Origin of the sequence: Actinoplanes sp. NPDC089786, assembly GCF_040684855.1 — a bacterium.
Lineage (GTDB): Bacteria > Actinomycetota > Actinomycetes > Mycobacteriales > Micromonosporaceae > Actinoplanes.
The window spans coordinates 1-1,644 of the sequence record NZ_JBFBGU010000075.1; the positions used below are offsets into that span (position 1 = coordinate 1).

The following is a 1,644-nucleotide window of genomic DNA, read 5'->3' on the forward strand; positions in this document are numbered from 1 at the left end:
GCGCTATTTGGCTGGTGAGGCCGGTATCCGTCAGTTCCTCGACGTCGGCACCGGCCTGCCGACGGTTGACAACACGCACCAGATCGCTCAGCGGGTCGCGCCGATCTCGCGGGTCGTCTATGTGGACAACGATCCGCTCGTGCTCGTGCACGCGCGAGCGCTTCTCACCGGTTCCCCCGAGGGCGCCACCGACTACGTCGACGCCGATCTCCACCAGCCAGAGCTGATTCTCGATGCCACCGCCAAGACGCTTGACCTCGACCAGCCAGTGGCGCTCATCCTCAGCGGCATCCTCGGCCATGTGTCCGACCTCGGCGAGGCCCGCGACATCGTGTCCCGGCTGATGGCCGGCCTGCCTTCCGGCAGCTACCTCTCGATCAACGACGGTACCCAGGTCGTCGCGGGTGAGGCGCTCGCCGAGGCGCAACAGGACTACAACGACACCGGTGCGGTGCCCTATCAGCTGCGCACGCCGGAGGAGATCGCCAGCTTCTTTGCCGGCTTGGAGCTCATTGAACCTGGGATCGTCTCGTGCCCGCGGTGGCGGCCAGGTCCAGGTGAGGAACCGTTCGATGTGGATGCGTTCGGTGGTGTTGGCCGCAAGCCGTGACTGGCGGCGCTGTACGGGCATGCGTGGGACATGCTGCGGTTGACGCCGCGGCGGACATCGCGAGGTATACGAAGTGACGATGGCGCCAACCGCAGGCGTGCACCATCAGCGCCAGATCCGGATGTCATGCTGGTGCTGTTGGCCGTGCTGTGACCTTGCATGAGAGGTGTCGTTGTCCGCGTCGTCGATGCCTGGCGGCCCTGGCGCCTGTACCGCTCGAAAACGCGGTTTGGCTTACGCTGCCTGCGAATATTCGCTGATCAGTCCGTTGAGGATCTTCCTGCGGTGGACCCGGGCCGAGTCCAGGTCGACGACGGCTGGAACGGTGTCCGCGGCGTTAGGTGGGCGCTGACGACGGCTTTGGTGAGGGCGCTGCTCGTTGTAGTGCACGACGAACTCGCCCAGGACGGCCAGCAGGTGCCTCGGGTCGTAGACAAGCATCCGGTCCAGACACTCCCGCCGTACGGTGCGCACCCACCGTTCCGCGTACGCATTCGCCCGCGGCGCCTGCGGTGGACTGCGCAGGACCTCGATACCTTCGCTGGTGAACACCTCGTCGAACATGGCGGTGTACTTGGTGTCCCGGTCGCGGATCAGGAACCGGAACTGCCCAGCCCGCTTCCCCAGGTCGAGCATCAGATTGCGGGCCTGCTGCGCCACCCAGGCACCGTTCGGATGGGTCGTAACTCCGAGAGGTGCACCCGGCGGGTGCCGATCTCCATCAGGAACAACACGTGGATGCGGGTCAACCCGATCGTGTCGACGTGCAGGAAATCGCTGGCCAGGATCCCCTTGGCTTGAGCTCTCAGGAACTGCGTCCAGATCGGCCCGGTACGCCGCGGTGCCGGATCCACCCCGGCCTTGGTCAAGATGGGCCACACGGTACTGGCCGCCGCCCGGTAACCCAGGCCGACCAACTCGCCCTGGATCCTGCGATGGCCTGTGCCGTTCGGAAACCCGGCCGCGGGGTCTGACGTGCGGTTTGTCCGGCACCCTGGCCCGCTCCCATGGTCATGCTGACGCCATGATCCTGT

The 1,644-nt window shown here is 66.0% G+C and carries 2 protein-coding genes and 1 pseudogene; 1 reads left to right on the forward strand and 2 read right to left on the reverse strand.

Features of this window, described 5'->3' with window-relative positions; translation table 11 throughout:
- Positions 1-610 (forward strand): SAM-dependent methyltransferase (locus AB0O15_RS47940; protein ID WP_364334931.1); only part of this gene is annotated, 610 nt, incomplete at its 5' end.
- A 234-nt stretch (positions 611-844) separates the two neighbouring features.
- Here AB0O15_RS47940 and AB0O15_RS47945 read toward each other — a convergent pair.
- Entirely contained in the window at positions 845-1,270 is a 426-nt protein-coding gene (locus tag AB0O15_RS47945; RefSeq protein WP_364334934.1) for a transposase, read from the reverse strand.
- A pseudogene (locus AB0O15_RS47950) lies at positions 1,246-1,644 on the reverse strand (hypothetical protein); the annotation flags it as partial. The pseudogene AB0O15_RS47950 and the gene AB0O15_RS47945, both read right to left, overlap by 25 nt.